The 25,808-nt window shown below is 68.3% G+C and carries 27 protein-coding genes; 12 read left to right on the top strand and 15 right to left on the bottom strand.

All coding sequences use genetic code 11. The features are described from left to right. Positions 1–207: 207 nt before the first annotated feature. The 5 genes from ACFVDO_RS07800 to ACFVDO_RS07780 all read right to left on the bottom strand — a co-directional run bounded on the left by ACFVDO_RS07800 (position 208) and on the right by ACFVDO_RS07780 (position 7,118). The gene (locus ACFVDO_RS07800; RefSeq protein WP_378855159.1) at positions 208–1,854 is read right to left on the bottom strand and encodes a P-loop ATPase, Sll1717 family; all 1,647 of its coding nucleotides are present in this window, start codon (positions 1,852–1,854) and stop codon (positions 208–210) included. A gap of 445 nt (positions 1,855–2,299) precedes the next feature. After that, positions 2,300–3,688, bottom strand: a complete 1,389-nt coding sequence (locus tag ACFVDO_RS07795) for a dihydrolipoamide acetyltransferase family protein (protein ID WP_378855161.1) — start codon at positions 3,686–3,688, stop codon at positions 2,300–2,302. Between the two features lie 80 nt (positions 3,689–3,768). After that, positions 3,769–4,734: an alpha-ketoacid dehydrogenase subunit beta gene (locus ACFVDO_RS07790; RefSeq protein ID WP_378855408.1), complete on the bottom strand. Its 966-nt coding sequence runs from the start codon at positions 4,732–4,734 to the stop codon at positions 3,769–3,771. A gap of 11 nt (positions 4,735–4,745) precedes the next feature. After that, positions 4,746–5,873: a thiamine pyrophosphate-dependent dehydrogenase E1 component subunit alpha gene (locus ACFVDO_RS07785; protein WP_378855163.1), complete on the bottom strand. Its 1,128-nt coding sequence runs from the start codon at positions 5,871–5,873 to the stop codon at positions 4,746–4,748. A gap of 174 nt (positions 5,874–6,047) precedes the next feature. Next, positions 6,048–7,118 (bottom strand): histidinol-phosphate transaminase, encoded by a 1,071-nt coding sequence (locus tag ACFVDO_RS07780; RefSeq protein ID WP_378855165.1) that lies wholly within the window; start codon positions 7,116–7,118, stop codon positions 6,048–6,050. Between the two features lie 49 nt (positions 7,119–7,167). On the opposite strand from ACFVDO_RS07780, the gene ACFVDO_RS07775 reads away from it, so the two are divergent. Together ACFVDO_RS07775 and ACFVDO_RS07770 are read left to right on the top strand one after the other, a co-directional pair. Next, positions 7,168–7,374: a CopG family ribbon-helix-helix protein gene (locus ACFVDO_RS07775; protein ID WP_378855167.1), complete on the top strand. Its 207-nt coding sequence runs from the start codon at positions 7,168–7,170 to the stop codon at positions 7,372–7,374. Next, entirely contained in the window at positions 7,371–7,736 is a 366-nt protein-coding gene (locus tag ACFVDO_RS07770) for a type II toxin-antitoxin system death-on-curing family toxin (protein WP_378855169.1), read from the top strand. The genes ACFVDO_RS07775 and ACFVDO_RS07770 overlap by 4 nt, the downstream gene beginning before the upstream one ends. A gap of 180 nt (positions 7,737–7,916) precedes the next feature. Here ACFVDO_RS07770 and ACFVDO_RS07765 read toward each other — a convergent pair whose 3' ends face one another. Further along, the gene (locus ACFVDO_RS07765; RefSeq protein ID WP_378855171.1) at positions 7,917–9,095 is read right to left on the bottom strand and encodes a MalY/PatB family protein; all 1,179 of its coding nucleotides are present in this window, start codon (positions 9,093–9,095) and stop codon (positions 7,917–7,919) included. A 103-nt stretch (positions 9,096–9,198) separates the two neighbouring features. On the opposite strand from ACFVDO_RS07765, the gene ACFVDO_RS07760 reads away from it, so the two are divergent. Then, a complete protein-coding gene (locus tag ACFVDO_RS07760) occupies positions 9,199–9,603 on the top strand; it encodes a phage holin family protein (protein WP_378855173.1) in 405 nt (134 codons plus the stop codon). A 1-nt stretch (position 9,604) separates the two neighbouring features. Here the strand turns inward: ACFVDO_RS07760 and ACFVDO_RS07755 are convergent, their stop codons facing one another. Next, positions 9,605–11,017 (bottom strand): hypothetical protein, encoded by a 1,413-nt coding sequence (locus ACFVDO_RS07755; RefSeq protein ID WP_378855175.1) that lies wholly within the window; start codon positions 11,015–11,017, stop codon positions 9,605–9,607. Beyond that, positions 11,014–11,277: a hypothetical protein gene (locus ACFVDO_RS07750; protein WP_378855177.1), complete on the bottom strand. Its 264-nt coding sequence runs from the start codon at positions 11,275–11,277 to the stop codon at positions 11,014–11,016. The genes ACFVDO_RS07755 and ACFVDO_RS07750 overlap by 4 nt, the downstream gene beginning before the upstream one ends. Before the next feature lie 132 nt (positions 11,278–11,409). Here ACFVDO_RS07750 and ACFVDO_RS07745 point away from each other — a divergent pair, with 132 nt between their 5' ends. The 5 genes from ACFVDO_RS07745 (at position 11,410) to ACFVDO_RS07725 (ending at position 14,622) form a co-directional block, all read left to right on the top strand. Beyond that, the gene (locus tag ACFVDO_RS07745; protein ID WP_378855179.1) at positions 11,410–11,919 is read left to right on the top strand and encodes a low molecular weight protein-tyrosine-phosphatase; all 510 of its coding nucleotides are present in this window, start codon (positions 11,410–11,412) and stop codon (positions 11,917–11,919) included. A 17-nt stretch (positions 11,920–11,936) separates the two neighbouring features. After that, the gene (gene purB, locus ACFVDO_RS07740; protein WP_378855410.1) at positions 11,937–13,313 is read left to right on the top strand and encodes an adenylosuccinate lyase; all 1,377 of its coding nucleotides are present in this window, start codon (positions 11,937–11,939) and stop codon (positions 13,311–13,313) included. Further along, complete coding sequence (locus tag ACFVDO_RS07735; RefSeq protein ID WP_378855181.1) at positions 13,310–13,684, top strand: DivIVA domain-containing protein; 375 nt, start codon at positions 13,310–13,312, stop codon at positions 13,682–13,684. The genes purB and ACFVDO_RS07735 overlap by 4 nt, the downstream gene beginning before the upstream one ends. Further along, on the top strand, positions 13,681–13,974 hold the full coding sequence (locus ACFVDO_RS07730; RefSeq protein ID WP_378855183.1) for a hypothetical protein: 294 nt from the start codon (positions 13,681–13,683) through the stop codon (positions 13,972–13,974). Before ACFVDO_RS07735 ends, ACFVDO_RS07730 begins: the two co-directional genes overlap by 4 nt. Before the next feature lie 90 nt (positions 13,975–14,064). Then, the gene (locus ACFVDO_RS07725; RefSeq protein WP_378855185.1) at positions 14,065–14,622 is read left to right on the top strand and encodes a DoxX family membrane protein; all 558 of its coding nucleotides are present in this window, start codon (positions 14,065–14,067) and stop codon (positions 14,620–14,622) included. A 300-nt stretch (positions 14,623–14,922) separates the two neighbouring features. Here the strand turns inward: ACFVDO_RS07725 and ACFVDO_RS07720 are convergent, their stop codons facing one another. Further along, positions 14,923–16,383 (bottom strand): MFS transporter, encoded by a 1,461-nt coding sequence (locus tag ACFVDO_RS07720; RefSeq protein WP_378855187.1) that lies wholly within the window; start codon positions 16,381–16,383, stop codon positions 14,923–14,925. Positions 16,384–16,497: 114 nt separating this feature from the next. Between ACFVDO_RS07720 and ACFVDO_RS07715 the strand changes: the two genes are divergently transcribed. After that, on the top strand, positions 16,498–17,556 hold the full coding sequence (locus ACFVDO_RS07715) for a PQQ-dependent sugar dehydrogenase (RefSeq protein WP_378855189.1): 1,059 nt from the start codon (positions 16,498–16,500) through the stop codon (positions 17,554–17,556). A gap of 80 nt (positions 17,557–17,636) precedes the next feature. Here ACFVDO_RS07715 and ACFVDO_RS07710 read toward each other — a convergent pair whose 3' ends face one another. Both ACFVDO_RS07710 and ACFVDO_RS07705 read right to left on the bottom strand, forming a co-directional pair. Continuing rightward, complete coding sequence (locus ACFVDO_RS07710) at positions 17,637–18,041, bottom strand: hypothetical protein (RefSeq protein ID WP_378855191.1); 405 nt, start codon at positions 18,039–18,041, stop codon at positions 17,637–17,639. Further along, positions 18,038–18,667 carry an acyl-CoA synthetase gene (locus ACFVDO_RS07705; RefSeq protein WP_378855193.1) on the bottom strand — a complete coding sequence of 210 codons (630 nt, stop codon included), beginning with the start codon at positions 18,665–18,667 and terminating at the stop codon, positions 18,038–18,040. The genes ACFVDO_RS07710 and ACFVDO_RS07705 overlap by 4 nt, the downstream gene beginning before the upstream one ends. Before the next feature lie 212 nt (positions 18,668–18,879). Here ACFVDO_RS07705 and ACFVDO_RS07700 point away from each other — a divergent pair, with 212 nt between their 5' ends. Beyond that, positions 18,880–19,206, top strand: coding sequence for a helix-turn-helix domain-containing protein (locus ACFVDO_RS07700; RefSeq protein ID WP_378855195.1), 327 nt, complete (start codon positions 18,880–18,882; stop codon positions 19,204–19,206). A gap of 104 nt (positions 19,207–19,310) precedes the next feature. On the opposite strand, the gene ACFVDO_RS07695 is transcribed toward ACFVDO_RS07700, so the two are convergent. From ACFVDO_RS07695 to ACFVDO_RS07685, 3 genes are all read right to left on the bottom strand, one after another. Then, on the bottom strand, positions 19,311–19,898 hold the full coding sequence (locus tag ACFVDO_RS07695; protein WP_378855197.1) for a ClpP family protease: 588 nt from the start codon (positions 19,896–19,898) through the stop codon (positions 19,311–19,313). Next, positions 19,895–20,515, bottom strand: coding sequence for a ClpP family protease (locus ACFVDO_RS07690; RefSeq protein WP_378855199.1), 621 nt, complete (start codon positions 20,513–20,515; stop codon positions 19,895–19,897). Before ACFVDO_RS07690 ends, ACFVDO_RS07695 begins: the two co-directional genes overlap by 4 nt. A gap of 87 nt (positions 20,516–20,602) precedes the next feature. Further along, positions 20,603–22,282 (bottom strand): hypothetical protein, encoded by a 1,680-nt coding sequence (locus tag ACFVDO_RS07685; protein WP_378855201.1) that lies wholly within the window; start codon positions 22,280–22,282, stop codon positions 20,603–20,605. A 202-nt stretch (positions 22,283–22,484) separates the two neighbouring features. On the opposite strand from ACFVDO_RS07685, the gene ACFVDO_RS07680 reads away from it, so the two are divergent. Beyond that, positions 22,485–24,197: an AMP-binding protein gene (locus tag ACFVDO_RS07680; protein WP_378855203.1), complete on the top strand. Its 1,713-nt coding sequence runs from the start codon at positions 22,485–22,487 to the stop codon at positions 24,195–24,197. Positions 24,198–24,433: 236 nt separating this feature from the next. Further along, the gene (locus ACFVDO_RS07675; RefSeq protein WP_378855205.1) at positions 24,434–25,321 is read left to right on the top strand and encodes a DMT family transporter; all 888 of its coding nucleotides are present in this window, start codon (positions 24,434–24,436) and stop codon (positions 25,319–25,321) included. Positions 25,322–25,327: 6 nt separating this feature from the next. Here ACFVDO_RS07675 and ACFVDO_RS07670 read toward each other — a convergent pair whose 3' ends face one another. Further along, positions 25,328–25,711, bottom strand: a complete 384-nt coding sequence (locus ACFVDO_RS07670) for a hypothetical protein (protein ID WP_378855207.1) — start codon at positions 25,709–25,711, stop codon at positions 25,328–25,330. Between the last annotated feature and the right edge of the window lie 97 nt (positions 25,712–25,808).

Below are 25,808 nucleotides of genomic sequence, written 5' to 3'. Positions count from 1 at the left end.
TCCCCGACTTCGGCACCCAGGCGACCCAATACGAGAGCACAGATGCCCCGGGCGCTGCGCCGCCACCGATTACCCCTGCGTTCTTCAGCGAGCGTCGCCCCCCTCCACGAGTACGAGAAGGGCTTCTGATGAAAAGATCGCGCACGGCACGCCGACATGCACGCTGTAGGGGGCTACCGTTGCCCCGCGGCCGGACGCGTACGCCGCTTACGTGGTCGGTCGGTCTCCTGCTCGCGTCACATCGAGTGCCTTGTGGAACATCCTGTGCACATGGAAACTCTCACATCGGTCAACGGTTGACTGTGCGTCGACGAGTAGGGGATCGTCGCCGACAAACAGCGGCGCTGCGCTAGTCCCCACTGCACATCCGACCAGCCCAATGCGATACAAGAGCGCGAGCAGCGGCTGGTACAAATCGAACCAACTGTGCTCCGCGCTCGAGTCCCACATCGCCCTGGAGAGCTCGGTCATCCACCTCACGCCAGAGAATTCCGGAGAGGTCATCAAGAGCATGCAGTCGTCGAGACGTGTCTGGAACTCCATCTTGCTCATGCGTGCCGGCGCACCCTTGAACTTCATTACGACTTCATCGATGCCCGGGTATGTCGGCTTCCACTCATCCCGCAGCGCGAGAAGACGATTCGCTGAGTACTGCCGTTCCGCGGCGTGGATATCGTCCCAGGCGATCCGGTGTTTCCCTGCGGCGGTCGCGAAACACTGATTCGCATATGCGATTGCATCCCGAGGGCGCAACAGGGTCCGCTGAAGTATGTATCGGATCGGGTTCCCTCGAGTGTTGTTTGGTTGGGGCGTCAGATCCCGGAACGCCTTGGCATCGAGGGATGAACCGGCGGAAGCAACTCGCACGCGCTCGTTGAGTATGTCTTCGAGGAGGGGCTCCGTCCATCGCATCTCCAGGATCAGAGCTCGAAACTTTTCCTCTTGACCGCCGCTCGCCCCGAAGTCCAACTCCTGGAAAATGTTAGATCGCAGCGCCACTACTATCTTGAGGTTGCTCACGCGCTGCATGTCGAGAACGGTTCTGAACAGACACCGAATCAGATCGTTAGAGAGACGTTCGTCAACCCAATCACGGTCAAGATCATCAACAACGATGTACGTGAAGTTTGCCTCATCCAGAATCTCATCGTTCAGCACGGCTAGCATCTGATTGAGTTTCGCGAGCTGCGTCTCGTTCACGATGCGCTGGTAGCGGTCCGCCATCTCAGCGCGAGACTCAGTCATCTGCTCGGTGGTATCAGAAGCCACGAACTTCCCTCCGAAACCGGCAGCCGCCGCACTCAGGCCGCCCTCGACGCCGAGACGCTCTGTGAAGCGGTCGGTGATCTCGCGAACTCGCTCATCCGTGTCACACCAAAATTTGCCTTCGAACTCTTCGAGGTAGTCAAGTGCGGCCTGCTTACCTGGTTGACGAATGAGGCGGTCACGGAGAGTTGCCATGAAGCGCTGCTTAGTCTCAGGCGAGTTGACACCGTAGCGATGCCGGATGATCTCGACAAGGAGTACGTGCTTCCACAGAGCTATCCAGAAGAGGTCGAGCTTAACGTTCAGTGAGTCCATGAACCGAATCACTTGAAGGTCCGTAATGTATGGCAGAGACAGGTCCTCAGGCGAGATCCGAATAACGCGGTCCGCTTCGACCTCCTCGAGATGCTGCAGCGCTGCTGACTTCCCCGATCCTGTCCTTCCAATCAGGAAGCATCGCGGATCGCGACGATTCGCGATCACGCTGTAAAGGCCGGATTCGACAAACGCTCCCTCAGATAGCGGGTCAGCTTCCGCCTGTTCCCCGCCGAGTGTGAACCCCGCCCCGATGCGTGCCTTCGTCGCCATCAGCTGTCCCTCCCCAAGTTCGAGCGACCGCAACGTCGCGCACAGCGATCTTACGAGAACAGGGAATCGGAATCGCCAACGGGGCGAGCCATTCCAGCGCAATCGACGGCAGCATGAACATCACTTTCGTCAGTGATGTGCAGATGGGCTACCCGCCCAGAGCTATCCCGGCATCGCGCGGCTGACTGGACGGAACGATCCCCGTGGACGCCTTCAGATTCATAGCCGAGTGGCGAGCGGCTTCACCAGCGGGGTCGGCAGAAGGTCCATCCAGCGACGTCGACGAAAAGCATGGCTCGACCCGCTTTACGTTGCATACGATCCATCTCACCCCGTCCGAACCGAAGTTCGCTGTCAGCAGGGGATCAACTACGCCGAATCGGATCGAATTCGTCAAAGTGTTCCAACTCGATTGCACGAAGATGACCTTCCGCGAAGTCTCACGTCAGTCGACGAGCAGCGCGGGCTCCTCGAGGATCGCGGCGACGTCGGCGATGAAGCGGCTCATGCCGTCGCCGTCGATCACGCGGTGATCGAACGAGCCGGCGACCGTGGTGACCCAGCGCGGTCTCACCTCGCCGTCGACCACCCAGGGCTTCTGCGCGATCGTGCCCATGGCGACGATGCCGGCCTCACCCGGGTTGATGATCGGGGTGCCGGCATCCATCCCGAACACGCCGATGTTCGTGATCGTGAACGTGCCGCCCTGCTGGTCGGCCGGAGCGGTCTTGCCCTCTCGTGCAGTGAGCGTGAGGCGGTTCAGCGCACGGGCGAGATCCTTCATGCCGAGCGTCTGGGCGTCCTTGATGTTCGGCACGATCAGGCCGCGCGGCGTCGCGGCCGCGATGCCGAGGTTCACGTAGTGCCGCACCGCGATCTCGGCGCCATCGGCCGTGTCGACCCAGGCGGCGTTGACCATCGGAGTGCGGCGCAGCGCCCAGATCACGGCGCGCGCCATGATCAGCAGCGGCGACACCTTGATGTCGGCGAAGTCGGGCGACGCCTTCAGCCGCTTGACGAGATCCATCGTGCGGGTGGCATCGATCTCCTTCCACACGGTGACGTGCGGGGCCGAGTACGCGCTCTGCACCATGGCGTTGGCGCTCGCCTTGCGCACGCCCTTCACCGGGATGGCCTCGGTGCGTCCTTCGTCTCGCTGCGCTCGCTCAGGCACCGGATTCAGCCCACGGGCCAGGCCCACACGTCCTTCGTCTCGCTGCGCTCGCTCAGGAACCGGAAGCACCTCCTCGCGCACGTCGCCCCACTCCGGCGTCTCGATGTTGCGGAAGACGCTGGCCTGCGAGGCGTGCTTCATGACGTCGTCGCGGGTCACCTCACCGTCGGCGCCGGTCGGCGTCACGGATGTCAGCTCCACACCGAGATCACGGGCGAGCTTGCGGATCGGAGGCTTCGCGATCACGCCGACCGAGGAGCGCACCGGGCGCTCGGCCGGCTTGCGGCGCCGCGAAGTCGCCCCGCCACCGGTGCCGTAGCCGACCAGCACTGCGCCGCCGCCCTCGGCGGCCGGCCCTTCGTCTCGCTTCGCTCGCTCAGGATCCGAGGAACTCGCAGGCGCAGCATCCGATGAAGCGGACTCGGTGACGAAGGTGATGATCGGGGTGCCGACGTCGATCGTCTTCCCCTCCTCGACGAGAACCTCGCCGACCACGCCGGCGTGCGGCGAGGGCAGTTCGACGAGCGACTTCGCCGTCTCGATCTCGCAGATGACGTCGTTGACCGCGACGGTGTCTCCGGGGGCGACCTTCCAACTGACGATCTCGGCCTCGGTGAGGCCTTCGCCGACGTCGGGGAGGGTGAAGGTCTGAGTGCTCATGTGTTGATCCTTACTCGTTCGCGGTCGTTGAGCGAGCGTCCTTCGTCTCGCTTCGTTCGCTCAGGAACCGGACAGGGAAATCAGTAGGCGAGGGAGCGGTCGACGGCTTCGAGGACGCGGTCGGCGTCGGGCAGGTAGGCGCCCTCGAGCTTGGCGGGCGGGAACGGGGTGTCGAAGCCCGAGACGCGCAGCACCGGCGCCTCGAGGGCGTAGAACGCGCGCTCCATCACGGTCGCGGCGATCTCGCTGCCCAGGCTGGTGTGCTGCGGAGCCTCCTGCGCGTAGACCATCCGCCCGGTGGAGCGCACCGAGTCGAGGATGGGACCGTAGTCCACCGGCGACAGGGAGCGCACGTCGATGACCTCGCAGCTGGTGCCCTCGGCCTCGGCGAGCGCCGCGGCCTGCAGCAGGGTGGTGACCATCGCGCCGTGGCCGACGAGGGTGACATCGGTGCCGCGCCGCACGACGCGGGTCGCGTGCAGAGGTGCGGCCGAGGCATCCAGCTCGACCTCGCCCTTCTGCCAGTACTTGCTCTTCGGCTCGAAGAAGATCACCGGGTCGTTCGAGGCGATCGCCTCCTGGATCATCCAGTACGCGTCGTTCGGCGTCGACGGGCTGACCACGCGCAGGCCGGGGGTGTGCGCGAAGTACGCCTCCGGGCTCTCCTGGTGGTGCTCGATCGCACCAATGTGCCCGCCGTAGGGGATGCGGATGACGACCGGCAGCGACAGCGCGCCCTCGTGCCGGTTGGTCAGCTTCGCCAGCTGCGTGGTGATCTGGTCGAACGCGGGGAACACGAAGCCGTCGAACTGGATCTCGCAGACCGGGCGGAACCCGGCCATGGCCAGACCGATCGCCGAGCCGACGATGCCGGACTCGGCGAGCGGGGTGTCCAGCACACGGCGGTCCCCGAACTCGGCCTGCAGATGCTCCGTGACTCGGAACACGCCGCCGAGCGGGCCGATGTCCTCACCCATCAGCAGCACGCGCGGGTCGTCCTGCATGGCCTTGCGCAGCCCGGCGTTGAGCGCCTTCGCGAGGGGCATGGTCTCGATGGTCACTGTGCGTCTCCCTCGAAGGATGCCTCGTAGTCGGCGAGCCACTTCTCCTGCTCCGCCATGAGCGGATGCGGCTCGCTGTACACGTGCCGGAAGATGGCGTCGGGTCCGGGCTCGGGCAGGGTCACGCTGCGCGAGCGCAGGTCCTCCGCAGCATCCGCGGCCTCGGCGTCGACGTCGGCGAACAGAGCCTCCGATGCACCCCTTCCGAGAAGGTAGTTCCGCATGCGCGCGATCGGGTCACGCAGCGCCCACTGCTGCTCTTCGTCGGAACCGCGATACTTCGTGGGGTCGTCGCTCGTGGTGTGCGCGCCCATCCGGTAAGTGACCGCCTCGATCGCGCGGGGGCCGCCACCGGCACGCGCCTCGTCGAGCTGCATCCGCGAGGCGGCGTAGCTGGCGAGCACGTCGTTGCCGTCCACGCGCACCGAGGGGATGCCGTAGCCGGCGCTGCGGCCGACCAGCGGCACCTTCGACTGCGTGGCGACCGGCACCGAGATGGCCCAGTGGTTGTTCTGCAGGAAGAACAGGACGGGCGCGTCGTAGCTGGCCGCGAAGACCATCGCCTCGTGCACGTCGCCCTGGCTGGATGCTCCGTCGCCGTAGTAGACGACGACGGCCTCGTCGTGTTCCGGATCGCCGGTGCCGCACCTGCCGTCGAAGGCGAGGCCCATGCCGAAGCCCGCGGCGTGCAGGGTCTGCGAGCCGAGCACCAGGGTGTACAGCCGGGTGTTGCCGTTCTTCGGATCGGTCGGGTCCCAGCCGCCGTGCGAGACGCCGCGCATGAGCTTGATGATGTCGACCGGGTCGACGCCGCGGATGCGGGCGACGACGTGCTCGCGGTATGAGGGGAAGATCGTGTCCTGCGCGCGGGCAGCGTAGGCCGAGCCCACCTGCGCGGCCTCCTGCCCGCGGCTCGGCGGCCACAGGGCCAGCTGGCCCTGACGCTGCAGGTTGGTGGCCTGGGTGTCGATCGCACGGATGACGACCATGTCGCGGTAGAACTGCTCGAGCTCGGCGTCGGACAGCGCCTCGATCAGGGGCAGATACTGCTGCGCGGCATCCGTCGGAGCGAACCGTCCGTCGGCGTCGAGGACGCGGACGAGGGGGGTCTCAGAAGAGGTCACCCGCTCCACGGTACCCGCGCCCGCATGCCCGGTCACGCATAGTTCGGGGGCCCTAGTACTTGCTCGGAATCCGAAGAATCCGGGCGTTGACGCCCTTCGTCTCGCTTCGCGGATCCTGAGCGAGGAGCGCAGCGACGAGACGAAGGGCGCTCAGGACCCGGGAGTGAGCACGGTTCAGGCGCGGACGGCGGCGGCGACCTCGAGCACGCGCGGGAGCGACTGCTCCTCGCCGACCGAGATGCGGATGCCGTCGCCCGAGAACGGGCGCACGATCAGACCGGCCTCGACGAAGGCCGCCGCGATCTCGTCGGTGCGCTCCTTGGTGCGCAGCCACACGAAGTTCGACTGCGAGTCGGGAACCTTCCAGCCCAGTTCGCGGAGACCTTCGACCAGGCGCTCGCGCCGCTCGACGATCACGGCGACACGCGCCATCAGCTCGTCCTCGGCATCCAGGCTGGCGATCGCCGCGTTCTCCGCGGCGCTGGTCACCGACAGCGGGATGCCGGTGGTGCGAGCGGCATCGAGCACCCGCGGATGCCCGATGGCATAGCCCACGCGGAGCCCTGCCAGCCCGTAGGCCTTGGAGAAGGTGCGCAGCACGACGACGTTCGGATGCGTCTCGAAGACACGCTCCTTCAGGCCGTCGACGGCCTCGGGGTCGGTGACGAACTCGGCGTAGGCCTCGTCGAGGATCACCAGCACGTCCTGCGGGACCCGCTCGAGGAAGGCGGCGAACTCGGCGCCGGTGACGATCGGGCCGGTCGGGTTGTTCGGGGTGCACACGATCACGACACGCGTGCGATCGGTGATCGCGTCGGCCATCGCGTCGAGGTCGTGCCGCGCACCGGGCGCGAGCGGGACCTGCACGCCGGTGGCGCCCGCGACCAGGGGCAGGCTCGGATAGGCCTCGAAGGAGCGCCAGGCGTAGACGACCTCGTCGCCCACGCTCGAGGTGCCGAGCACGAGTTGGTGCAGGATCGACACCGAGCCGGCGGCGACGTGCACCGCGTCGGGCTCGACGCCCCACTTCTCCCCCAGTCGGGCGCGCAGCGCACCGGCCGTGGCGTCCGGATAGCGGTTGATCGGTGTCGTGTGCTGCAGCGCCTCGACGACCGACGGCAGCGGCTCGAACGGGTTCTCGTTGCTGGACAGCTTGAACGCATCGGCGCCCGCCTGCTTGCCCTGGCGATACGGCGGCAGCGCCGCGATCTCGGGACGGATGCGGGGCAGGATCGGCTCAGTCACGGTACGAGTCTAAGAGGCCGGGCGGATGCTCGAGTGATACCATTTTGGTATGGCCATGACGGTGCGGATCCCTCCGGAGCTTGACGCGCAACTGAGCGAGCTCGCCGAGCGACGCCACACGTCCAAGCACGCGCTGCTGATCGAAGCCGCCGACCGATTCGTCCGCGAGGAGGTCACGACCGAGGAGGCCGTGAGCATCGCGCTCGGCGTCGCGGATCGCTACTCGGAGCTGATGACGAAGCTCGAAGACGCATGATCCGGTACGTCGAGCTTCCCCAGGCGATGGGCATCCTCGACGCTCTCGGCCTGCACGTGCGCGACATCGGGTTGCTCGCTTCGGCTCTCGCGCGCCCCTCGAGCTCGATGTTCGGTGTCGAGGCCTACCCCGAGATCGAGGTCAAGGCCGCGGCGCTGATGTCATCGCTGGCGCAGAACCATCCGCTGTTCGACGGCAACAAACGGTTCTCATGGATCCTGACGCTCACCTTCTTCGAGCTCAACGGGATCGTCATCGACATGCAGACCGACGAGGCTTTCGACCTCGTACTGGATGTCGCGCAGAGCAGGCTGGAGCTCCCCGAGATCGCGGCGCGTTTCGCCGCGCGCGTGCGGCGCTGATGCCGGTCGGACAGTTGTCGCACTTATTGCGACAACTCGTCGTACCCGACTTCGGATGCCATGTACGACTCGCCGCAGCATGCGCGCGGATGCCGGCGAGTCGCCGGGCCGGTCCGAAGTCGGGCACGGGGCGCGCTCGACCCTCTCGGGCAACCGTCGCAGTCTCTGGGACAGTTGCCGTCAGCGGCCGTAGGCCGTCGCGAGGCGCTCCAGGGCTGCGGTGATCGCGTGTGACGGGGCGGCGAGGTTCATCCGCTCGAAGCCCTCGCCCTCGGGACCGAACACGGCGCCCTCGTCGAAGAACACCAGCGCCTCCTGCTCATTGATGCGCTTGAGCTCGTCGGCGTCGTGCCCGTAGGCGCGGAAGTCCATCCACTGCAGGTATGTGCCTTCGAGGTCGAACACCACGACCTCCGGCATCCGCTCGGCGAGGAACGTGCGCACCAGCGCATGGTTCGAGGCCACCAGCTCGATGAGCTGCTCCAGCCACGCCTCGGCCTCGGTGTAGGCGAGGCGGCAGGCCTCGAAGCCGAGTGCGTTCAGCGTGAAGAAGCCGGTGCGGGTGCGCTCGTCGTTGTACGCCTCGCGCAGCGCAGGGTCGCTGATGACGATGTTGCTGGTCTGCATGCCGGCCAGGTTGAAGGTCTTGCTCGGCGCGGTGCACACGACCGTGCGGGCGGCGATCTCGGGGCTGAGCTCGGAGAACACGGTGTGCGTGCTGCCGGGCAGCACGAGGTCGAAGTGGATCTCGTCGCTGATCACGATGAGGTCGTTCTCTAGTGCGATGCGGGCGACGGCCTCGAGCTCGTCGCGCTCCCAGACCCGGCCGGTGGGGTTGTGCGGGCTGCAGAACAGCAGCACCTTGTTGCGCGGGTCCTTCGCCTTCGCCTCGAGGTCTTCGAGGTCGAGGCGCCAGCGTCCGTCGCGCAGCACCAGCGGGTTGCCGGTCACCTCGCGTCCGTTGGAGCGGATGCCGCGGTAGAAGGGGTAGTACGCCGGGGTCTGCACGATCACGCCGTCGCCCTGTTCGGTGAACGCGCGGATGGCAGTGAAGAACGCGGGCACGATGCCCGGCGCGAGCGAGATGTGCTCACGGTCGACGGTCCATCCGTGACGGCGCTGGAACCAGCCGGTGACCGCATCCCAGTAGTCGTCGGTGGCGATCGTGTAACCGAGCACGGCGGTGCGCAGGTGCTCGAGCAGGCCCTCGGTGATCTCGGGGGCCATCGGCAGATCGAGGTCGGCGACCGAGAACGGCGAGATGCCCGCCGGGATGTCGGGGTTCGCCTCGCGCATCTCCTCCCACTTGGCGGCACCGGTGCCGGTGCGGTCGATAACCGTCTCGAAGTCGTAGGCCATGGATCGAGTCTTCCACGTCCGCCAGAGGTGCCCGGCGCCGCCGACTCTTGGAGCAACACGCGTCGCTGATGCGCTGCGACGGTTCGAGTGTCAGACTCGGTGCATGCGATTCCTCGTCCGCGTCGTCGTCAACGCCTTCGCCATCTGGGTCGTCACCCTCATGCCGGTGCTCGAGGTCAGCGTGCGGCCATTCCCGCCGGGCCGCGACCTGCAGATGATCATCACCCTGCTCGGCATCGCGCTGATCTTCGCACTTGTGAACACGATCATCGGCACGGTGATCAAGATCATCGCGTTCCCGCTCTACATCCTCACGCTCGGCCTGATCGGCCTGGTCATCAACGGCTTCCTGCTGTGGCTGACCGCCTGGATCACGCATTTCTTCGGCTGGGGCCTCGAGGTGAACTCGTTCTGGTGGGGCATCGTCGCGGCGATCGTGATCTCGCTGATCAACTGGATCTTCTCGATCATCCTCCGCCCGCAGCACAAGGACTCCGCACACCGCTGAGTCATTCCTCGTCGACGATCTCGGCGCGGAACAGGAACGTCTCCACATCGGTCGCATCCTCGTACGCGCGCCAGTTCTCGTAGAGCGCGGCCACCTTCGGGTCACGGGAATCGTCGACCATGCCCGCGGTGTCGAGGTACCGCTCGAACAGGTGCGGTTCGATGATGCGCAAGTCATCGAGGCTCGGGGCCGAGGCATCCCTCCCCCCGGCATCCCGGCGGGCGATGAAGCTGTCGTCAGAACCCGTGGTCCCCGCCGAGCCGTTGCCGCTCAGCCCGTTGCCGACGGGGTCGTCGCCGTGCCGCAGCTGCACGATCTGGGTGCTGTCGTCGAGTGTCGGTTCGACCGGACCGCCTGCCGACACGAAGGTGCGCACGTCGTACTCGCCGCTCATCGCGATGTCCGCCCCCGTGAATCCGCCCTGCGAGTAGGTCACGAGATCGAGGGTGTCGCCCGGTTGCACGCCGGCCTGCCGCATCGCCTCGTGCACGGCGACATCGGACGCCCCCTGCGTGCGCGTCAGGTACATGTCGAGGTTGGACTGCATGTTCCACGGGTCGTCGCCGAGGGCGGCCTGAGTGCCGTCGACGTACAGCCGGAACCGGCGCGACCCGTCGCGCAACGCGTACCTCTCGATGCGCACCTGCGCCTTGGAATCCGCCGGCACGCGTTGGAGTGCGGCTTGCACCGTGGTGGGCGCCGCCGTCGCCGCGGTGACAGGAACCTGCTTGACGGTCACGTTCGGCGGGTCGGCCTTCGGCAGCAATCGCTCACCCGGCACCATGACTCCGCGGCCGAGGTCGTTCGCTGTGCCGATGAGCTTGCGCTGCAGGAAGGGGAAGGCCAGCCGCAACCCGCCGGCGATCGTCCCGAGAGGCATGAGGAGCGACTCCGCCAGGAGCCCCAGTGGCGCGTGATCGCCGAGCAGTGCCACCTCCAACGGCATTGCGGTGCCGTCGTAGCGATCGTCCTGCCACTGTGCCAGCAGATAGGCGGCCATCGTCGCCACCCGTGGATCGGATGCGGCGAGCGCGTCGATCCGCTCCTGCAGTGCATCGGCGCGATCGGGGAAATTGATCTGCAGCGCCCGCTGTCGCGCCTGCAGATCGGCGTATTCGAATGCGTCGGCCATCAACCCGGTGCCCTCCGCGCTGCGGCGCAGCAGTTCGGAGGCATCGTCGAGCTCCCCGCCGACGGCATCCAGTCCGCCGAAGTCGGCCCGTGCGGGCAGGGTCGAGCCGCCGATCGCGTGCCTGGCGCGCCCCACACCGTCGGATGCCCGCTCGACCATCGCCACCACCACGCGCATCTGCCGTGCCGCGTCGCGCATCGCGTCGGAGTCCACCTCGATGGCTCCACCCGAACGGATCTCGACGGTGTCATCACCGGGTGGATCCCCCTTCGCCGCGCTCACCACGGCTGCACCCGGTCGAGCATCTGTCGCTGCTGGACGACGACTCGGCCCGCGCTGCGCACACGGGAGAGCAGCGCGACGAGCCTGCCGTTGAGCTGCTCTCCCGCCTTGACCTGCCAGTGCGTGGCGTCGATGAGCGCGTCAAGGGCGATGCCGGCGTCGGAGAGTGCGTCGGATGCCTCGTCGAGCGCAGTCGAGGCCACCGCGCGGGCCCAGAGGTCTCTTGCGTAAGGTGCGTCCAGTGCGGCGAAGGTGATCATGCGCACCAGGATGCTCGGGTCCCGGCATCCGCTCCTTCGCGGGATCCGTGATCCGCGCGAACCTGTGCAGAACTGGGGATGAACTGTGCCTGTGGGATGCGGGTCGACGCGTGCGGAGAGCAGAATGGGACGATGACCGACCCGGAGCCCTTCCGCGTCATCTTCGTGTGCACGGGCAACATCTGCCGCTCGCCGATGGCCGAGGTCGTCCTGCGCGCCCTCGCCGAGGAGCACGGTCTGAGCTCCCGCCTGGTGTCCCGCAGCGCGGGCACCGGCGACTGGCACCTCGGTGAGCGCGCCGACGCGCGCACCCTGGACGCGCTGGGGCGCTACGGCTACGACGGGTCGCTGCACCGCGCGAAGCAGTTCTCCGCGGCATCCTGGCGCGAGAACGACCTCGTGATCGCGCTCGACCGCACGCACGAGCGCATCCTGCGCGAGTGGGCGAGCACCGATGACGACGAGGGCAAGGTCACGCTGCTGCGCTCCTTCGACCCGCACGCGTCCAGCATGGACGTGCCCGATCCGTACTACGCCGGACCCGAGATGTTCGATTCAGTGCTGGATATGATTGAGATCGCGACCCGCGGCCTGTTCCGACAGCTCGAACCGGCGCTGCGACTTCCGCGCGCGCGGGCCTGAAAACCGGAGGTACTCCCCTGTCCACGCAGCTTCCCGCCCAGCCGCTCAGCCCGCTCGACGGACGGTACCGCGCCGCCACGACCGGCCTCGCCGACTACCTGTCCGAGGCGGGCCTGAACCGCGCCCGCGTCGAGGTCGAGGTGGAGTGGATCATCGCCCTCACCGATCGCTCGATCTTCGGCACCTCGCCGCTGGCCGATGCGCAGAAGGAGCAGCTGCGCGCGCTCTACCTGGACTTCGGCCAGGAGGAGATCGACTGGCTCGCCGCCAAGGAGGCCGTCACCCGCCACGACGTCAAGGCGGTCGAGTACCTCGTGCGCGACCGTCTGTCGACGCTGGGCCTGGACACGATCGCCGAGCTCACGCACTTCGCGTGCACCAGCGAGGACGTCAACTCCGCCTCGTACGCGCTCACCGTCAAGCGCGCGGTCGAAGAGGTCTGGCTGCCGGCCCTCGACTCCGTGATCGCCAAGTTGCGCGGGCTGGCCGTCGAGCACGCGGATGCTCCGATGCTGTCGCACACCCACGGTCAGCCGGCCACGCCGTCGACCATGGGCAAGGAGCTCGCCGTCTTCGCGTGGCGCCTGGAGCGCGTGCGCGCCCAGATCGCGGCATCCGACTACCTGGCGAAGTTCTCCGGCGCGACCGGCACCTGGTCGGCGCACCTCTCGGCCGAGCCGGACGTCGACTGGCCGACCGTCGCCCGCGAGTACATCGAGGGCATGGGCATCGGCTTCAACGTGCTGACCACCCAGATCGAGTCGCACGACTGGCAGGTCGAGCTGTACGACCGCATCCGTCACGCCGGCGGCATCCTGCACAACCTCGCCACCGACATGTGGACCTACATCTCGATGGGCTACTTCGCGCAGATCCCGGTCGCGGGCGCGACCGGCTCGTCGACCATGCCGCACAAGATCAACCCGATCCGGTTCGAGAACGCCGAAGCGAACCTCGAGCTCTCTGCCGCGCTGCTCGGCTCGCTCTCGCAGACGCTCGTCACCAGCCGGATGCAGCGCGACCTGACCGACTCGACCACGCAGCGCAACATCGGCGTCGCGCTCGGGCACTCGCTGCTCGCGCTGGACAACCTGCGCCGCGGCCTGAACGAGGTCTCGCTCTCGCGCGACGTGCTGCTGGCCGACCTCGACGGCAACTGGGAGGTGCTGGCCGAGGCGATCCAGACCGTGATCCGCGCCGAGGTCGTCGCAGGACGCTCCACCATCGCCGACCCGTACGCGCTGCTCAAGGAGCTCACCCGCGGGCACCGCGTCGGGGCATCCGATCTGGCGGCGTTCGTCGAGGCACTCGAGATCGGGGATGCTGCCAAGCAGCGCCTGCTGGCGCTGACCCCGGCGACCTACACGGGGCTCGCCGAGCAGCTCGCGAAGTGAACGCCCTGACCGCCGCCGACGTGGCGGGGGCACAGCTGCCGCAGCGGCGGGTGGGCGCCCGATACGCCATCGACGAGGTGAACGCCTTCATCGAGGAGGTGTCCGCTGCGCTGTCGAACGTGGAGCGCCGCAGGCCGGCCGGCCTGCACTCGGACGACATCGTGCACAAGGAGTTCACGCGCGTCCCCCTGCTCGGCCTCGGCTACGACGCGGATGCCGTCGACGACATGCTCGATCGCGCGGTCGTGCAGTTGCGGGTCTCCGAGCCGAAGAACCAACTGCAGGTGGAGCAGGAGCAGCGCGAAGAGGCACAACTGCGCGGAATGCTCGATGACATCCAGCGCAGGTACGGCAAGAACGGTAACCGATGAAGGCCGTGCGCAGTTCGGATGTCGCCGCGGTGCAGCTGCCGCACACTCTGTTCGCCACAGCGAACGCCCCGGTCTACGCGGTCGAGGGGGTCGACGAGCTGCTCGAGGAGTGCCAGGCGGCTCTGGAGTCGTGGGAGCGCGGTGAGGAGGCATCGTTGCGGGCGAAGGACGTCGTCGTCCGCGAGATCCCGCGCACGCGCACGTTCCTCCCGGGCTACGACGCGAAGACCGTGGACGACTTCTTCGACGGTGTCGCAGCGCAGTTGGCGGAGTACGAGCGCCACTTCTGACGACCACCGTCGTCGCTTTTCGTCACATTCCGGGGAGGCCCACCTCGGCCTCTACGTTGGTTAGGTAACCCTAACCAACCGGAGGAACACATGACGGACGTGACCATCACCCCCACGGATGCGGTGCTTGCATCGCCACGCACAGAAGGCTCCAGCGCCCAGGTGCCTGGCATCCTGCTGGGCGCGCTCCGCATCGCACTCGGCTGGCAGCTTCTCTGGTCGGGGCTGGACAAGGTCTTCGGCCTCGGCCTCGGCACCGAACCGGGCAAGGCCGTGATCAACGGATTCTCACCGACCCGCGGATATCTGGAATTCGGCCTCGATCCCGCCGGTTTCGCGTTCAGCGCGCTGCACCCGATCGCCGGCCATCCGATCGTCGACGCGCTCTTCCTGCTCGGAACCGTCGGTGCCGGCCTCGCCCTTCTTCTCGGCGTCGGCGTGCGCATCGCGGGCCTCGGTGCCGCGGCGTTCATGCTTCTGCTGTGGGTCTCGGCGTTCCCACTGGCCAACAACCCGTTCCTGGACGAGCACCTCTTCGCCGTCGCGGCCGCACTGCTGCTCGCGTTCTCGCCGTCCGGCGATCACCTGGGCCTCGGCCGCCTGTGGCGCTCCACCGCGTTGGTGAAGCGCTTCGGCTGGCTCGCCTGATCGGCGTCGCCGGATGCCGCGGGGGGCGGCGTCCGGCGACGAGTTCGCGAGTCTGAGAGCGCGGACTCGTCGCCGCGCCGGGATCGCGTGGCGCCGCGCAGCGAGCCGCGGCGCGAGACACGATCGGCAGCATCCGCCACGGACTGCAGCGCATGTCGGCATGATCCCGCTCACGCTGCACCTCCCGGTGTGCGCTACTGAGATCTGCACAACGCGGGCAAGGGACAGCAGCGCCGGGCGCTCGGGGTGCACCGAACCGCCGAGCGGGCAGAGAAGGGCAGCGCGGGCCGAGGATCTCTGTCAGCTCAGCGGCCCGTCGGCATCGGCCGCGACAGGCTCCCCGTCGGCGGTCATCGCTCCGTCGCGCGGCATGAACACCGCCACGATCAAGGTCAGCACTGCGACGGCTGCCGCGGCGATGAAGACACCGGTCGACGCGGAGACGATCGTGGCGGGATCCTGGGGACCCGCGCCCTGCGAGATGACCGCGTTCGAGATCGCGCCGAAGACCGCGACGCCGACGGCGCTGCCCGCTGAGCGGGCGAAGGCGTTCATGCCGGTGACGGCGCCGCGCTCTCCCCAGCCCACCGACGCCTGCGCGGCGATCAGCGTGGGCGCCGCGCTCCAGCCGAGGCCGAAGCCGAGCACGAATGCGATGGCGGCCACCGAGAACGGGTTCGGCCAGCGCGCCACGAAGGCGAGCGCGATCGCGGCGACCGAGGCGATCGACAGCCCGATCACCGCCGTTCGGCGGAATCCGATCCGCAGGTACAGTCGCCCCACGTTCGCGGCGGCGATCGGCCAGCCGAGGGTGAGGGCGGCGACCGCCAGTCCCGACAGCAGCGGCGCGATGCCGATCGCCCCCTCCAGGTACGCCGGGGCGAAACTCGTCACGCCGATCATCAGCGCGCCGATGCCGAGCGAGACCAAGGTGGTCGTGAGGATCAGCCGCCGCGAGAACAGTGCGAAGTCGATGATCGGCTCGGCGGCGCGGCGCTCGACGAGAGCGAAGGCGATCAAGGCGATGGCACCGAGACCGAAGCACAGCAGGCTCGGGGCGGAGAACCACGCCCACGCGTTCCCGCCCTCGAGCAGCCCGAGGATGATGCCGGTCAGGCCGACCGTCAGCAGTATCGCCCCTGCGAAGTCGATGCGGTGCCGGCGCTTCTCGGTCTGCTCGTGGTAGCGGCGCAGCAGCATCCATCCGGCGAAGGCGCACAGCGGGATGTTCACGAAGAAGATCCACCGCCAGGCATCCAGCTGGGCGAACAGGCCACCCAGCGCCGGGCCGACCACGGATGACACCGCCCACACGCTGGCGATGTAGCCCTGCACCTTCGCGCGCTCGGCCACCGTGTAGATGTCGCCGACGATCGTCATCGACATCGGGGCGACCGCTCCGGCGCCGAGGCCCTGCACGACGCGGAACACGATCAGCGCGGTCATGCTCCACGCGAACCCGCAGAGCACCGAACCGAGCAGGAACAACCCGATGCCGATCATGATGATCGGCTTGCGGCCTATCGTGTCGGCGAACCTCGAGTAGATCGGCACGCTCACCGCCTGGGCGAGCAGATAGACCGAGAACAGCCACGGGAACTGCTGGTAGCTGCCGAGATCGCGCACGATGCTGGGCACCGCGGTGGCGAGGATCGTCGCGTCGATCGCGATGAGTCCGGTGGACAGCATCAGGGCACCGAGGACTGGCCCTCGCTCGGAACGGAGGCCGACCGCGGCGCGGTCCGAAGAGACTGTCACCATGGTGACAAGTCCTGGACAGGTGCGGCTATTCCCGCACCTGTCCAGGTCACGACTGGATACCTCTTCATCGTCCGGCTCGACGGATGCGAGATGCTGGATGCCGGGAGGTCGGCCATGAGGGGCATCCGCTGCGCAGCCACAGGGCTGGTGCTCGGCACGCTCGTGCTCACGGGGTGCGTGGCCATCAGCGGGCCGCCGGACACCGGGACGTCGGAGACCACCCCGACGAAGACACTCGCCACCGACCTGGAGGCACCCTGGTCAGTGGTGCGCCTCGACGACGGCGGGGCACTGATCTCGCAGCGCGACGACGGGAGGATCATTGAGCTGACGCCGTCGGGGTCGACGCGCGTCGTCGGCACGGTGCCCGACGTCGTCTCCGGCGGGGAGGCCGGGCTGAACGGGCTGGCCGTGCACGACGGGATGCTGTACGCCTATCACGCCACCGCCGACGACAACCGCGTAGTGCGGATGCCGCTCATCGGTGACCCCGGTTCACGGGCCCTCGGCGAACCCGAGACCGTGATCGACGGCATCCCGAAAGCGGGGAACCATGACGGCGGGCGCATCGCGTTCGGCCCGGACGGCATGCTGTACATCGGCACAGGAGACGCCGGGCAGCGCGAACGGGCGCAGAACCAGGACTACCTCGGCGGCAAGATCCTGCGGGTCACGCCCGACGGCGATCCCGCGCCGGGCAACCCCTTCGGCACAGCCGTCTACTCCCTCGGTCATCGCAACGTGCAGGGACTCGCCTGGGACTCCGACGGCACGATGTGGGCGAGCGAGTTCGGCCAGGACACCTGGGACGAGCTGAACCGCATCGAGGCGGGCGGCAACTACGGCTGGCCGCTGCACGAGGGCATTGCGCGTGCGAAAGGGTTCGTCGACCCGGTCGTGCAGTGGAAGCCCGAGGAGGCGAGCCCCAGCGGGATCGCCGTGGTAGGCGACGTGGTGCTGATCGCAGGGCTGCGTGGCGAACGGCTCTGGGTGGTGCAGACGTCCTCGCCCGATGGCAGCTGGCCGATGTACACCGGCAGCTTCGGACGCCTACGAGACGTCATCCCCGGCCCTGATGGCACCTTCTGGGTGCTGACGAACAACACCGACGGAAGAGGCTCTCCTCGCGACGGTGACGACAGGCTGTTGCAGCTGGGGTTCCCGGAGGGCTGACGCCCACCTGCTCAGGTCTCACTCGCTGCGGGTGTTCCCCCGCAGCACCCGCATCCGTTGCGACCGGAGCACAAGAAGCGTCAGGCCGTAGGGGCGTCCGGCTTCGCTGCTTCCGGCTTCGAGGGATCCGCCTCGGTGCCGTCGGCGTTCAGGAGAGGACCGGATGCCGGCTGGTCCGGCGTCTCGGGGTCGTACAGCACAGGGGTGTCGTGGCGCTTGACGACATCGGCCGGGTCGACCGCGAGCATGAGAAGCGCGATGCCGAGCAGCGTCACGATGAACGCGCCTCCGGCGACGACCAGGCCCAGCTCGACCGGCGGCATCCCCTGGTAGGTGCCCTTCGCGATCGCGCGGTTCACGCGATCGGTGAACGCGCCGGTGGAGACCATCGTGACGATCCCGGCGAAGATGCCGGCGGTGAGCGCGATACCCACCAGCTGCATCGGCTTCAGGATCTCGCGACGGGTCGGCTTGGGGTCGGTCATGACACTCCTCCACGATCGGCCTCGGTGACGGAGGCCGGGGTCTCGGCGTCGGCGGGGCGCGGGGTCAGCCCGGCGATGCCGAGCAGCACCGCGACGATGGCGGCGTAGCCGCCGAACAGTCCGACGCCGATGATGATGCCGGTGAGCTGGAACGTTCCGGCTTCGGCGATGGTGTAGCTCTGCAGGAACCCGGCGGGGATGATCAGCAGCAGGATGCCGAGCAGGATGCCCAGTCCGCCGGTGATGATCTGGTCGCGGGCGCCGTCATATCCCTTGAGCCGGAAACCGGCTCCGAGCTCGAAGGCACCGGTGATCAGCGCCCAGGAGATGACGAGGGCGAAGAAGGTGTCGTCGGTGCGGATCGACGGGATGCCGGCGACCATGCCGGCGATGAAGTCGAAGGCGCCGACGGTGAGGACCCACCAGCGCCTGCCCTCGGGGTAGACCAGCCAGGCGGACAATGCCAGCACCAGCGCGGAGGCGATCGCGAAGCCCGAGAAGATCGAGAGCCCGACCTGTGCGGAGTGGTCGTTGGAGAAGGTCACCATGAGCGCAGCGATGGCCGCGAGCGCGGCACGGAACAGCTGCAGGTGACGCACTCCGAACGTGCGCGTAGGGGCAGGCATGACAGTCCTCCGAGAATCCGTATCAGTCTACGCCGCGGACCCTATGGGGTTGCCCGGGCATACGGGCGCTCTCGCGGTGGGCACGTCCCGTCGCAATCGAGCACAGTCCCAGGCCCGAACACTGTGCCGGATCGCGACCGGAACCGGGTTGCGGGCTTCTGCTCAGAGCGGAAAGTCTGGAGCAGGCGACGACCCTCGTCGTACCGTGAGGCATGGCCGAGATCGTCCCGTTCCCCCAGCCCCGCGCCCCGCGCGAACCGGAGCCGCTCTGGCGGCAGCTCGTAGGCGCGGAGCTGCGCCGACGACGGCACGAGCGCGGCGACACTCTCACCGAGACGGCGGATGCCGCGGGCATCTCACCGCAGTACCTCTCCGAGATCGAGCGCGGCATGAAAGACCCGTCCAGCGAGATGATGGCCGCCGTGGCCGGCGCACTCGACCTCAGCCTGCTCGACCTGACGAGCGCCGTGGCCGAGGGGCTCGCCCCGGCTGCAGCGCCGGCCCGTCAGGCCCCGAGCGCCTACGCCCTCGCGGCCTGACGCCCGGCACATCTGCAGGCACGAAGAACGCCTGCAGGCACGGATGCCGCGGATGCGCCGACATCCGTGAATCCCTGCCTGCAGGTGGAACGGGCAGCCAGACGTTATCGCGGGCCGAGCACCTGATCGATCAGGCCGTACTCGACGGCGGCATCCGCGGTGAGCACGCGGTCGCGGTCCGTGTCTGCCCGCAACTCCACAACCGTGCGGCCGGTGTGCTGGGCGAGCACGTTCTCCATCTCGCTGCGCACCCGCACCACCTCGTCGGCGGCGAGGATCAGGTCGGGCACCGCGCCGCGGCTCTGCCCGGCGGGCTGGTGCAGCACCATCCGCGCGTGCGGCAGCGCCGACCGCATGCCGGGAGCTCCGGCGGCGAGCAGGATCGCGCCGGGGCCGATCGCCTGCCCGACGCAGGTCGTCGAGACCCGCGGTCGGATGTGCTGCATGGTGTCGTAGATGGCCAGTGCCGCACTGGGGTCGCCGCCTGCGCAGTTGATCGTGAACTGCACGTCCGTGTCGGGTGAGGCCGAGTCCAGGTGCAGCAGCTGCGCGATGATCGTGTTCGCGACGCCCGCGTCGATCTCGGTGCCGAGGTAGACGATCCGCTCCGCGAGCAGGTTCGAGTAGACGTCCATGATCCGGTCGCCGCGCGGGTTCTGCGAGATCACGTTGGGGATCGTGTAGCCGCTCATGCCGCCACCTCCGCTCCGAGTCCGATCCGCGATCGCTTGCGCGGATACACGTCGCCGAGGGATGCCACGACGCTGTCGATGAACCCGTAGTCGAGCGCCTCGTCGACGGTGTACCAGTGGTCGTGCAGCGAGTCCTCGAACACCTTCTCCACCGGCTGACCTGTGTCGCCTGCGATGATGCCCAGCACGGTGTCGCGCATGTGCCGCAGATCGCCGGCCTGCACCTCGATCTCGACCGCCGATCCGCCGATGCCTGCCGAGCCCTGGTGCAGCAGGATGCGGGCGTGCGGCAGCGCCCTGCGCTTGCCCTTCGTGCCCGCCGACAGCAGGAACTGCCCGGCGCTGCAGGCCAGCCCGAGGGCGACGGTCGAGACGTCGTTGGGGATGGTGCGCATGATGTCGCGGATCGCGAGCATCGACGGCACCGAGCCGCCCGGCGAGTGGATCCACAGGGCGATGTCTGTCACAGGATCCTCCGCGGCGAGCGCGAGGAGCTGGGTCATCATCAGCGCGCCGTTGTCGTCGTCGAGCACGCCGTCGAGCACCAGGACGCGCTCGTGGTACAGCGCGCGACGGGCATCCGGCCCGAACTGCGGTACTGCTTTCTCATCGGTCATGCGTTCAGGATGCGTCGCCGCCGACCCCGCACGCACGGAGATCCGCTGTGGGCGGCTCTGCCCACAGCGGATCCCCTCGGCGTGCGGTTAGGCCGCGGCGAGGGCCCGCCTGTGGCTGACGCGATGGCCGATCCAGAATCCGATCGCGATGAGCCCGAGCAGGGCGATCACCAGCATCCAGGGCAGCATCGACGGCGCTGCACCCGCCGTCGCCGAGGCGAGCGTGCCGGAGCCGACGGCGATCTTTCCGTTGCCCTCGGCGAGGGCGGTGGCGCCGATCTTCAGCTTGTCGCCGCCGGTGGCGAGCTGCTGGGTGCCGTCGGAGAGGGCGGTGGCGCCGTCCGACAGGGTGCCCAGGCCGGTCGACAGATCGGATGCTCCGGACTGCAGCGTCGCGGTGCCCTCGGCCAGTGCGGTCGCGCCCTCGTTCAGGTCAGCGGCACCGCTGTCGAGACGGATCGTGCCTGCGTGCAGATCGGATGCGCCCTCCGACAGCGTTCCCAGACCACCGGCGAGCTTCGTCGAACCGGCGTTCAGCTTCGCGGTGCCGGCCTGGAGCTCGGCGGCCCCTCCGAAGAGCTTTGTCGCTCCTGCAGACACCTTTGCAGTTCCCGCCGCGAGTTCCGGCGCCTTGGCAGCGAGCTCGGTTGAGCCTGCCGCCAGCTCCGAGCTACCGTCCGCCAACTTCTGCATGCCGACGACGAAGGCCGGCGCACCGGTCTCGACGTTGACAAGAGTGGTCGTACCGGGCCATTTGAGCTGCGCGTCGCCGTTGACCAGGACAGCCGCGCCTGCCGCCACGGACTGTGCCCCCGCAGCCGCTTCGATCGTGCCCTGAGCTAGCTTCGGTGCCGCCGCCGCCGCACCTGCAATGCCGTCCACCTGCTGGTCGAGACCGACCGCGAGCGCCTTGAGCCCCTGCAGCTGCTCGTTGGTGGGATCAGCCGCAGCGAGCTGCGTGAGTGCGTCGGCGAGCTTCTGCGAGTTGACCGGGGCTCCCGCAGCCGCTCCGCCAATGGCAGTGCCGTTGTCCGCAAGCGCCTTCAGCTGCGGCGTGACCGCAGTCGAGATTCGCGAACTGAGGGCTTCGGCACCCGCCTTGACTTGTCCGGCGATCTGATGAGCACCGCCGACCCCGGCTGCGAGGGTCACCGACTTTCCTGCGAGCTCCTGCGCGCCAGCGTCCACCTGCTGCGCACCCAGCGCGAGCTTGGCAGCGCCGTCGGAGAGGTCACGCGCACCGGTCGCCGTGAGACCTGCCCCTCCGGACAACTCCGACGATCCGGCCACGAGCTTTCCTGCACCGGCATCCGCCCGCTCCGTGCCCGACTTCAAGTCCTGCGCGCCGGCGAGGAGCTGCTGCGCACCGGCGTCCACCTTGCTCGCGCCGGCGACGGCGCTCGAGGTGCCCGCGGCAAGCGTGCCGGTTCCCTCGGACAGCGTGGTCGCACCCGCCGCGGCCTTCGTCGCGCCGGCGGCGAGCTTCGATGCGCCCGCCTCCGCCGAGTCGGCGCCTGCCGCGAGGTCGCCGGCTCCGGATGCCAGATCACCGGTGCCGCCCGCGAGCGTGGTCGCTCCGGCGGCGAGCTCCGTCGATCCGTCCTTGGCGGTGGTGGTGCCACCGGCGAGCTCGGCGGCGCCGGCCGCGATCTTGGAGGTGGTGAGGAAGAACAGGATCACCATCGCGGCCAGCAGGATGCTGAGCACGATCACGGCGATGCGCATGCCCAGTCCGTGGGCATGGGCATGGGGCTGTGCACTCGTCATTGAGAACTCCTGGAGGGGTAGGGGCATCGTTGCCTCGGGCGATCGTATGGGCGGCTCCCGCACCTGTCCCGGAGTTTTGCCGCGCGGAACCAAGTTCCAGAGGATGTGAACTTCAGTTCCTTGTAGACACACCACAATTGCTGTTGACCGTCAGTCAACAAGGATTTCGGGAGCAAGATGGAACTCGACGAAGGAGTCCCGAATGAGCACACGCCCCGCCACCTCAGCAACCGCCGCCGTCCGCGAGATGCGCGACTTCCTGTTCGCGCACGGAACCGACTACGACGGAGCGCGCGCCGGGTTCCGCTGGCCGGAGCCGGCGGAGTTCAACTTCGCTCTGGAGTGGTTCGACGTGGTGGCTGCGGAGAACCCCGATCGCCCGGCCGTGCAGATCGTCTCGGCCGACCTCAGCAGCGCGAGCTGGACCTACGGCGAGCTCTCCCGCCGCTCGGACCAGGTCGCCAACTGGCTGCGCAGCACCGGCATCCGTCGCGGCGACCACATCATCGTGATGCTGGGCAACACGATCGAACTGTGGGAGACGATGCTCGCCATCACGAAGGTCGGCGCGGTCGCCATCCCCACATCCACCCTGCTCAGCGCCGACGATCTCGCCTACCGGGCCGCCCACGGCCGCGCCCGCGCCGTGGTCACCACCGGCGACCTCGAGGCACGTCTCTCCGGCATCCCGGACGACATCCTGCGGATCGGCGTCGGCGACGCCGTGCCGGTTGGCTGGCGCGCATTCTCGGACTCGCACGACGCGCAGCAGGACTATGAGCCGGATGCCGCGACACCGGCATCCGACACCTGCCTGCTGTACTTCACGTCGGGGACCACGAACCGCCCGAAGCTCGTGCAGCACACGCATGCCTCGTACCCGATCGGCCATCTGTCGACGATGTGGTGGCTGGGCGTGCGGCCGGACGACGTGCACCTGAACATCTCCTCCCCCGGCTGGGCGAAGCACGCCTGGTCGAACTTCTACTCGCCCTTCCTCGCCGAGGCGACCGTGTTCGTGTTCAACTACGACCGGTTCGACGCGGACACCCTCATGCGGGTCATGGACACGCACCAGGTCAGCTCGTTCTGCGCCCCGCCCACGGTGTGGCGGATGCTGATTCAGGCCGACCTCTCGCGTCTGACCCACCCGCCGCGCGAGCTGGTCGGCGCGGGCGAACCGCTCAACCCCGAAGTGATCAGCCGGGTGCGCGAGGCGTGGGGCGGCACGATCCGTGACGGTTACGGCCAGACCGAGATGACCTGCTGCGTCGGCAACTCCCCCGGACAGATCGTGAAGGACGGCTCGATGGGACGCCCGACGCCGGGCTACCCGGTGGTTCTCGTCGACCCGGCGACCGGCGAGCTCGCCGAGCGCGAGGGCGAGATCTGCCTCGACCTGTCGCAGGCGCCGCTCGGCCTGATGACCGGCTACTACGAGGACCCGGAGAAGACCGCCGAGTCGCGAGAGGGCGGCTATCACCACACCGGCGACATCGCCGTGCGCGACGACGACGGCTACCTCACCTACATCGGCCGCGCCGACGACGTGTTCAAGGCGTCCGACTACAAGGTCTCGCCCTTCGAGCTGGAGTCGGTTCTGCTCGAGCACGAGGACGTCGTCGAGGCGGCCGTGGTGCCGAGCCCCGATCTGACCCGCCTTGCGGTGCCGAAGGCCTACGTCTGCCTGACCACCGCTGCGGCCCAGGACGAGACGGCCGCGGCATCCGCGATCTTCGCGTACTCGCGCGAACGGCTGTCGTCGCATCTGTGGGTGCGCATCATCGAGTTCGTGCCGGAGCTGCCGAAGACGATCTCGGGCAAGATCCGTCGCGTCGAGCTGCGCGCCCGCGAGGCGGAGCGGGTCGCCGCCGGCGACCCCGCCGGCCAGCATCACGACCGCGACCACCGCTGACGGGGCGGCGCGGGCTGGGCCGGGGTGGGCCCAGCGGCCCGGCCCACAGCCACGGCCACGCGCTCCCGTCGCAAACCAGCACAGTCCCCACCCCGAACACCGTGCCGAATCACGACCGGAGCGCACACGACCACGACCGGCCCCCGCTCCCGTCGCGAACGAGCACAGTCCCGACTGCGAACACCGTGCCGGATCGCGACCGGAACGCGGGGATGCCGGGCGTCAGAATGGACACGATGAACAACCGCCTGCGCTTCCTGCGGCTGCGCCCTCAGGAGATCGCCCTGCTCGCCATCACGGCGGTGTGGGGCGGCACGTTCCTGCTCGTGCACTGGGCGGTGGAGCACACCGGGCCGTGGTTCTTCGTCGGCATCCGTTTCCTCGTCGCCGGCGCGATCAGCCTCGTGATCTTCTGGCGCTCGCTGCGCGGCATCCGCTGGGTCGATGTCGGTGCCGGCGTCGCGATCGGGGTGATGATCTACGGCGGCTACGGTCTGCAGACCTTCGGCCTGCAGACGATCGAGTCGAGCACCTCCGCGTTCATCACCGCGCTGTACGTGCCGCTCGTGCCGCTGCTGCAGTGGGCAGTCTTCCGCAACAGGCCGCCGGCGATGGCGTTCGTCGGGGCGGGCCTCGCCTTCGTCGGACTGCTGCTCATCGCCGGACCCGACGCGTTCGCGCTCACGCTGGGCGCAGGCGAGATCGCCACGATGATCAGCACCCTGCCGATCGCCGGCGAGATCATCCTGATCAGCCTGTTCGCGAACCGCATCGACCTTGGCCGCATCACCGTGGTCCAGCTGCTCACCGCGGGGCTGCTGGGACTTGCGACCATGCCGGTCGTCGGCGAGGCGCTGCCCTCGTTCTCGTGGATCTGGCTGGGCGCGGCGCTCGGCCTCGGCGCGGCGAGCTGCATCATCCAGCTGACGATGAACTGGGCGCAGAAGAAGGTCTCCCCCACCCGGGCCACGATCATCTACGCCGGCGAGCCGGTGTGGGCGGCCGTGATCGGGCGGATCGCCGGCGAACGACTGCCCGTGACCGCGCTGATCGGCGGCGCACTGGTCGTGCTGGGCACGCTCGCCAGCGAGATCAGGATCGTCCGGCGACGAGCCCGTTCCTGACCGGACTCAGGACGCGACGGCGGGAACCGTCGCCGTCTGCACGCCGACGGGGCGGGCCTTCGCGGCCGACGTCCCCGCCTCGGCCTCGACCGTCTCGGCGACCGGCATCCGCGTCGGGGTGGCGAGCATCACGGCGTGGATGATCCCGCCGAGCACCAGCGCGACCGCCAGGGCGACGAGCGACACGATCAACGGCGTCCACGCGCTGCTGAAGGATGCCGCTGTGCTGAGCAGCGCCCCGACCATCCAGACGCCGACGGCGCCACCGAAGAATCCCGCCGCACCTGCGGCGAGCGCGATACCTGCGACCACTGCGCAGATCACGGCCAGAACGGCTCCGATGATTCCGATCGGCATGAAGAACGATGCCAGAGTGTTGGAAACGGCCAACGACGACATAACACGACCCCCCGTGTCTTCGGACGCACCCCCGTGCGCCTCTGATGCAAGCGTACGCACTTCGCCTCGCATCCGGCATCCTCCTTCA

The sequence above is a fragment of the Microbacterium sp. NPDC057741 genome (assembly GCF_042798735.1).
In the GTDB taxonomy this organism is placed as follows: domain Bacteria; phylum Actinomycetota; class Actinomycetes; order Actinomycetales; family Microbacteriaceae; genus Microbacterium.
Note: the sequence above shows the minus strand (reverse complement) of the source record. Positions and strands in the feature narration are given on the sequence as shown.

Excerpts from the sequence above, each read along its gene's own strand:
- ACFVDO_RS07800 (WP_378855159.1), bottom strand. The coding sequence starts at position 1,854 with ATGGCGACGAAGGCACGCATCGGGGCGGGGTTCACACTCGGCGGGGAA.
- ACFVDO_RS07795 (WP_378855161.1), bottom strand. The coding sequence starts at position 3,688 with ATGAGCACTCAGACCTTCACCCTCCCCGACGTCGGCGAAGGCCTCACC.
- ACFVDO_RS07790 (WP_378855408.1), bottom strand. The coding sequence starts at position 4,734 with ATGCCCCTCGCGAAGGCGCTCAACGCCGGGCTGCGCAAGGCCATGCAG.
- ACFVDO_RS07775 (WP_378855167.1), top strand. The coding sequence starts at position 7,168 with ATGGCCATGACGGTGCGGATCCCTCCGGAGCTTGACGCGCAACTGAGC.
- ACFVDO_RS07770 (WP_378855169.1), top strand. The coding sequence starts at position 7,371 with ATGATCCGGTACGTCGAGCTTCCCCAGGCGATGGGCATCCTCGACGCT.
- ACFVDO_RS07765 (WP_378855171.1), bottom strand. The coding sequence starts at position 9,095 with ATGGCCTACGACTTCGAGACGGTTATCGACCGCACCGGCACCGGTGCC.
- ACFVDO_RS07760 (WP_378855173.1), top strand. The coding sequence starts at position 9,199 with ATGCGATTCCTCGTCCGCGTCGTCGTCAACGCCTTCGCCATCTGGGTC.
- ACFVDO_RS07750 (WP_378855177.1), bottom strand. The coding sequence starts at position 11,277 with ATGATCACCTTCGCCGCACTGGACGCACCTTACGCAAGAGACCTCTGG.
- ACFVDO_RS07745 (WP_378855179.1), top strand. The coding sequence starts at position 11,410 with ATGACCGACCCGGAGCCCTTCCGCGTCATCTTCGTGTGCACGGGCAAC.
- ACFVDO_RS07730 (WP_378855183.1), top strand. The coding sequence starts at position 13,681 with ATGAAGGCCGTGCGCAGTTCGGATGTCGCCGCGGTGCAGCTGCCGCAC.
- ACFVDO_RS07725 (WP_378855185.1), top strand. The coding sequence starts at position 14,065 with ATGACGGACGTGACCATCACCCCCACGGATGCGGTGCTTGCATCGCCA.
- ACFVDO_RS07720 (WP_378855187.1), bottom strand. The coding sequence starts at position 16,383 with ATGGTGACAGTCTCTTCGGACCGCGCCGCGGTCGGCCTCCGTTCCGAG.
- ACFVDO_RS07715 (WP_378855189.1), top strand. The coding sequence starts at position 16,498 with ATGAGGGGCATCCGCTGCGCAGCCACAGGGCTGGTGCTCGGCACGCTC.
- ACFVDO_RS07710 (WP_378855191.1), bottom strand. The coding sequence starts at position 18,041 with ATGACCGACCCCAAGCCGACCCGTCGCGAGATCCTGAAGCCGATGCAG.
- ACFVDO_RS07705 (WP_378855193.1), bottom strand. The coding sequence starts at position 18,667 with ATGCCTGCCCCTACGCGCACGTTCGGAGTGCGTCACCTGCAGCTGTTC.
- ACFVDO_RS07700 (WP_378855195.1), top strand. The coding sequence starts at position 18,880 with ATGGCCGAGATCGTCCCGTTCCCCCAGCCCCGCGCCCCGCGCGAACCG.
- ACFVDO_RS07695 (WP_378855197.1), bottom strand. The coding sequence starts at position 19,898 with ATGAGCGGCTACACGATCCCCAACGTGATCTCGCAGAACCCGCGCGGC.
- ACFVDO_RS07690 (WP_378855199.1), bottom strand. The coding sequence starts at position 20,515 with ATGACCGATGAGAAAGCAGTACCGCAGTTCGGGCCGGATGCCCGTCGC.
- ACFVDO_RS07685 (WP_378855201.1), bottom strand. The coding sequence starts at position 22,282 with ATGACGAGTGCACAGCCCCATGCCCATGCCCACGGACTGGGCATGCGC.
- ACFVDO_RS07680 (WP_378855203.1), top strand. The coding sequence starts at position 22,485 with ATGAGCACACGCCCCGCCACCTCAGCAACCGCCGCCGTCCGCGAGATG.
- ACFVDO_RS07675 (WP_378855205.1), top strand. The coding sequence starts at position 24,434 with ATGAACAACCGCCTGCGCTTCCTGCGGCTGCGCCCTCAGGAGATCGCC.